Genomic DNA, 5,679 nt, shown 5'->3' on the forward strand with positions numbered 1-5,679 from the left:
CCCGATTACATCTTAGCTGAGCCACAAACCTGTCCGAATTAGTAGGACCACTTCACCCCCCCCAAATTATGGAATCAAATTACCCCGGTTGTTGGACCACTTTCACGGGGATACTCCAGCAGCTCAACGGCCGCATCATGTGGAGAGCCAGCTGTTCTTTATGAGTCTGGTTGTGAAATTATGACAGCTAGGGTCAATATACTGACTGTAATTACGCCGTCGGAAATGCAAGATTGATGAAGTATCTCCGGTGCTTTCTGACGTTAAATTTACGTTCCCAGTTGATATTTACTCCTTAGTCTAGCAATTTGCCCGAAACAAGTAAGAGTTAACATGGCCAGTCCGTCACTTTCAAAGCTTATCGACGCGTTCAAAACGCCTCAACATGATTACCGCATCAACACCGAAATTTTTGGTCAATTCGATGTTGATAAGGTGGCTAAAGAACTGATTTTAGAGGAAAAAGGTGTGGAGAAGGGCGCGGAAAACCAACCTTCCTCGGATTCGCAAATCCCCGATGAAATTGAGTCTCAGATACAAGAGCGCATTGCTGCCGCGAAATCATCAGCAAATGAGTCTGCTGAGAACCAAATCCACACTTACAATGAGCGAATCTCAAATTTGGACTTTGAGGGTCACTTTTCGGAGCTTAGACAAGCTGGCCCATTGGCCGTCAGTGACATTCAAGCGCAAATTCAGAGTGGCTTGAATGATATGAACACTCGTAGGCGAAAGCTCCTAGATGTTGAAACGGAGTATAGCTATTTTCGAAAGTCCAACGGCCTACAACACCGCACAGCTAAAACGGTTACATCATTGGACATGGTGTTGCGCGTTCTAATCATTTTGACGATGCTCGTTTTTGAAACCTACTTCAACGGCACCTATCTCGCCAAAGGCAGCACACAAGGCCTCATTGGTGGCGTGTTTGAGGCACTCACCTTCGCTGCACTCAACATTGGTTTCTCAATAGTCCTCACGCTGTACGTCATTAAACAAATAGTTAGGCGAGGGTTGTTTTGGAAATTATTGGGGCTTCTCGGAATCGCCGCATGGATTGCTATAGTGTTGGCGATAAACTTAGCTCTTGCGCATTACCGGGAGGTCGCATCAACCTTTGTTGACGGCGCTGGTGCTGATATACTCCAAAATATACTGCAGAACCCTCTTGGGTTGAACGACTTTGAAAGCTGGATGCTGTTTGCCATTGGCGTACTCTTCGCGGTGGTTACCTTAGTCGATGTCATAACTTTTTCCGATATCTTTCCCGGATACACCAAGAGGCAAGCGCGCTGGGATGAAGAGCAGACTGAGTACAAGGAACAGTTTGACGATCTGATTGAAGATTTGAACGAAATTAAAGCAGATTATCAAGATCAGCTGACGGAGATTGGTTCAGCACTTTCAGCACGTCAGCGCGAACTGGATAATATTCTCTCAAACCGTAATCGGTTGAGCAGCCTTTATGCAGCGCATCATGAGCAACTTCAGCGGGCAGCTAACGCCCTTTTCTCGTTTTATTACGAGAGCAATAAAAAATGTCGGACCGAGCCAGCTCCTGATCGTTTCAATAAACGCTATCTAGTTCCCGAGATGTCACTCTCATCTGGCGCATCGTTCGAGCCTAGGGAAGCACAAGAAATTAAGTCAAGGATAACTCAAGCAAAGCAAATACTTGATGACCAAATCAGGGTCGTGCTCGACGAGTATTCCAACGGCATTCGTCAATATCGCAATCTCGACATCCTAAACGAAGAGTATTCTGATGGTCAAAAAACGCAAAACGCGGAACAAGCGGAAAAAGTCGAAGGGTAACTCGGGCACTATATTTGCAATTATTGCTGCATTTAGTTTTTTCACCGCCCTCGTTGGCGCGGGTGCCTTTCTTCTGTTGAATACCGAGAAACCAGTGACACTAGAGCAGGCGGACCTTTGTCCAAAAGCGGGTTCGCGAGGAACCGTCGCTCTGTTGTTGGACACAACTGACGGTATGTCGCGGATCACCAAAGAAGAGGTGCGGAGAAACATCCTAGAGGTCCAGCGCACTATACCTCGTTATTATCGCGTGTCTGTATTCACGCTAGACGAGGACGGCCTTGAGAGAGAGCCGGTAGCAAGCGTATGCAACCCGGGGCGCTTAGACCAAATGGACGATCTTGCTCAACAGGGGCTTACAGCCAACCCAGCTCTAATTTCTGCAAAGTATTCTGAGTTTGAAGTAACCCTTTCAAAGGCACTGGAGACAGTGTTCGAGGAAGAGTTCGAGGCCAGGAGGTCTCCGCTACTCTCCTCTTTGCAGGAACTGAGTGTGATCATGCCCGATCCAATGGATGTTGATGCGGCATCATATCCAGCAGGCAAAAATAAAATTATTTTAATTACAGACATGCTAGAGCACACAGACGTGTTCTCTGTGTACCAGAGCGGATTAGATTTTGAGGCGTTTAGCGCGAGCAGAGCGACCGAGAAGTTTGGAAAATCATACAAGGCTTTGGACATTGAGATACTCATCGTCCGTCGAGATCAAAATAAATATTCAACATTGGATGTAGTTCGGTTCTGGGCCAAGGTATTCAAGCAAGAATTTTCGTCCGAGATTAACTCTATAAAAATACTCAGTGGTGAGCTTTGATGGTTAAGAGGAGGCGCGGCCCTAGCAACATTGGCTCAAGCCGTCATGCATTATTTTTCTTTGCGGTTTACGTCATTGGAGCACTTATTCTGATTTTTGAAAAGACCATAGTGTACGCTTTTTTCGAACCAAGTTCTTCAGTACCCAAGGCGATAATAATTGTCACAGCTCTTATTTTGATGGGGGGTTATGTGATCTTTGTCACTCTAGTCCCTGCCACGAAACTAAGGACTGATGTGGCCGCTGATAATATTTATTATCTTGGCTTTTTGTACACATTGACCTCCCTCGCAGTTGCCTTGTCGGTAGATAGTCCCGATGCCATTCTAGCCAACTTCGGAGTAGCAATTGTGTCAACGCTGATTGGTATTGCAGCACGAGTAGGTTTAAACCAGTTGCGTGTCGACCCAGCTGACATTGAAGAAGCGTCTAGGCTCGAGCTTGCCGAAGCCACTCGTAGAGTAAAGTCTGAAATGACAGAGACTGTCTCCCAGCTGTCTGATTTTAGGCAGCTGTCCCTGCAAGTGTTAGCTGAAGGATATGCTGACATTCAAAAGAACGTCGAGGAAATATCTGAAAAAGTTCTTAGGTCCGTTGAAGAACTGGCAGAACATAGTGCTAAACCGTTACTGGAATTGGCCGAAAAAACCAAAGATGCCAACATCGAAGCCACAAGCGCAATCGCCAGTGTAACCGAAAGCAATCGTGAGCTTACTGCAGCTAATCGAAAAGCCATTGAAAAAATAGATGAAGTATCATCCGCTTTGGTCAAGCTGACCAAGCATTATGCAGACACAGGAATTATAGACGACAAGATTGTAGCGTCCCTCCGTGAGCAACTCGTCAAAGTGCAAGCTGAATTAGTTGAAGGTAGGCAAGAAGGTATCGACGAGCTGAAGGCGGCATTTGATCAGTTTAATGAACAAGCAAGTATTGACTACTCTGCGCCTGCCAAGCGTTATGTTCAAAGTTCAGTAGAGACTACTGAAGGTAATACAGGCGATGTCGCTGAAGAGCGGAAAACTAGAGACAGCGCCGCCCTATCGTCGGCACAAAGCTTCGTCAAATCCTCTTACATGCAGACTTTTATGCATATGGGGAGCGCTATAGTTTATCGCGGACAGGGTAAGGGGTACTTTGTAAACGATAAACAGTACCTGACCCTTGCAGAGGCCAAAAGCGCAATCGAACGCAAACTGAAGTTCGTTGCAGACCGGTCTTAAAGGCATGGTATCCAAACGCACAATATCGGGAGAAGCTGAAAGCTACAGAAGGGGAGTTATTTTTGGCCTCACGATGGCTGAAGTTCTGCTGTTGTTGATTTTCTGTATATTGTTGTTTTTAAAAATTGTTAATGACGAGTTGAAGGCAGCCGATCAAAAATTAGCGCAATCCAACGAAGAATTATCGGCACAAGAAGAGATCAACAGAGTTCTTTCTACAGAAAACCAAGCTCTAGCGGACCAAATCAAGATTTTAACGGTACAGATAGCATCTTCATCCAAAAGTAGGATCGGCAATGAGTTTCTAAACACGGTAATAGAGGAATTTGTAAAACTACAGGCTACCAACCCGCGGAAAGCTGAAGAGTTTCTTTATGCCTTGGAGGACAATCCAAATTTCGTAAAGGAACTTCAGCTATCTACTGTTGATGAGTGGGAAGAGCTTACTACAGTCGCACAATATTCAGTAAGCCAAGACGAAGCAGCGATATTGTCAGAACTAAATCCTGATCAACGAGAACAGTTCTTCTCGAACGCTGACACCGTATCTCAACTTTCGCCTGAAGAGATACGTGAAATTAGAGAAGCTGCTCTTGAGAAGGCTAATCCAACACCTAAAGCTCCGTCTGGTAACAACTGGCCGCCAATTATCTCATTAAGTGAAGCGAAAGATTATTCATTCAAAGTTGGCAGCGCAAAGCTAGCTGACGAGTTCCAAGCGGCACTTTCTAACGAAATATCTCGGCAAATTTTGAGTATTTTAGAAGACTATGATGCTGATGTGATCGAAGTTATCGGTCACACGGATCTTCAAAGAATGAGGAGTACTCGAACAACAAACCTAGACGAGGTGTCCGCTGCTGACTTGCAGGCCGCGAACAGTATTGCTCTGAGAGCAAACGACAATGCAGGTTTAGGATATGCGCGTGCGTTGAGTGTTACGAGGGAGTTGATGAAGATTCCCGAACTGCAGGGATACACAATCTTACCCTATTCTGCTGCACAGATGATTAGTCCTGCAGATGAAATGAACCTATCCCCTGAGACATATGACCCTACGCAGCTTCGCCGAATAGAAATCCGGGTTCGGCGCAAACAATGAATGGCTCTATCAGAACTTTTTGCATTTACAGTATGTCTTGTATGAAATTGAAATTCATGTCGGTCTGGTTTACCTGTGTGGTAAGCAGCGTAGCCTTATTTGCTGACGTCCCAAATTATGACCGTTCTTCATTTGGTGCATGGGCCGATGTGGACAACGATTGCCAAAATACACGCCACGAATTCCTTCAAGAGCTGTCGACCGGCCCGATAGACTTATCAGAAAACAGCTGCAGAGTAGTACGTGGTAGGTGGCTGGACCCCTACACCGATCGAATTTTCACAGAGAGCCAGTTTCTTGACATCGATCATTTAGTTCCTCTGAAGTACAGCTGGGAGCGAGGGGCGCATAACTGGTCATCGACTAAGCGGCGGCAATTTGCAAATGATCCAATTAATCTCTTTGCGGTTGAAAAAAGCGTAAACCGACAAAAATCAGCATCAGGACCGTCAAAATGGTTGCCGCCAAATGTCCGGTTCCGCTGCGAGTACATATTGAGGTTTCAGCGAGTGGTGACATTGTACAAGCTTCAACAGAGCATGGGCGAGCTAAGCGCTATCCAGAAAGAAAAAAACAAATATTGTTGATAAAGCGTCAGTGACAAAACTTGTGGGGCATGGTCCGGCTGGGGAACCACGCCCAATAGCATGAATCATGACCTGCCCCCCTAGGCTCCCTCATTCATAACGAGAGTTTGCGGGTTTGGATTTCATATTCTTTAT

5 protein-coding genes are annotated in these 5,679 nt (G+C 45.8%); all 5 read left to right on the forward strand.

The window, feature by feature from the left end; genetic code table 11:
* The first annotated feature begins 333 nt into the window (after positions 1 to 333).
* The 5 genes from PFRI_RS03435 to PFRI_RS03455 all read left to right on the forward strand — a co-directional run bounded on the left by PFRI_RS03435 (position 334) and on the right by PFRI_RS03455 (position 5,544).
* Positions 334 to 1,815, forward strand: a complete 1,482-nt coding sequence (locus tag PFRI_RS03435; RefSeq protein WP_072629348.1) for a Na(+)/H(+) antiporter subunit B — start codon at positions 334 to 336, stop codon at positions 1,813 to 1,815.
* Complete coding sequence (locus PFRI_RS03440) at positions 1,766 to 2,632, forward strand: hypothetical protein (RefSeq protein ID WP_072629349.1); 867 nt, start codon at positions 1,766 to 1,768, stop codon at positions 2,630 to 2,632. Before PFRI_RS03435 ends, PFRI_RS03440 begins: the two co-directional genes overlap by 50 nt.
* A 236-nt stretch (positions 2,633 to 2,868) precedes the next feature.
* Complete coding sequence (locus PFRI_RS03445) at positions 2,869 to 3,855, forward strand: hypothetical protein (RefSeq protein WP_139292080.1); 987 nt, start codon at positions 2,869 to 2,871, stop codon at positions 3,853 to 3,855.
* Between the two features lie 73 nt (positions 3,856 to 3,928).
* Positions 3,929 to 4,957 (forward strand): hypothetical protein, encoded by a 1,029-nt coding sequence (locus PFRI_RS03450; RefSeq protein WP_139292081.1) that lies wholly within the window; start codon positions 3,929 to 3,931, stop codon positions 4,955 to 4,957.
* A 41-nt stretch (positions 4,958 to 4,998) separates the two neighbouring features.
* Entirely contained in the window at positions 4,999 to 5,544 is a 546-nt protein-coding gene (locus PFRI_RS03455; RefSeq protein WP_170124903.1) for an HNH endonuclease family protein, read from the forward strand.
* Positions 5,545 to 5,679: the final 135 nt, after the last annotated feature.

Origin of the sequence: Planktotalea frisia, from assembly GCF_001890925.1 — a bacterium.
GTDB classification, from domain to species: Bacteria; Pseudomonadota; Alphaproteobacteria; order Rhodobacterales; family Rhodobacteraceae; genus Planktotalea; species Planktotalea frisia.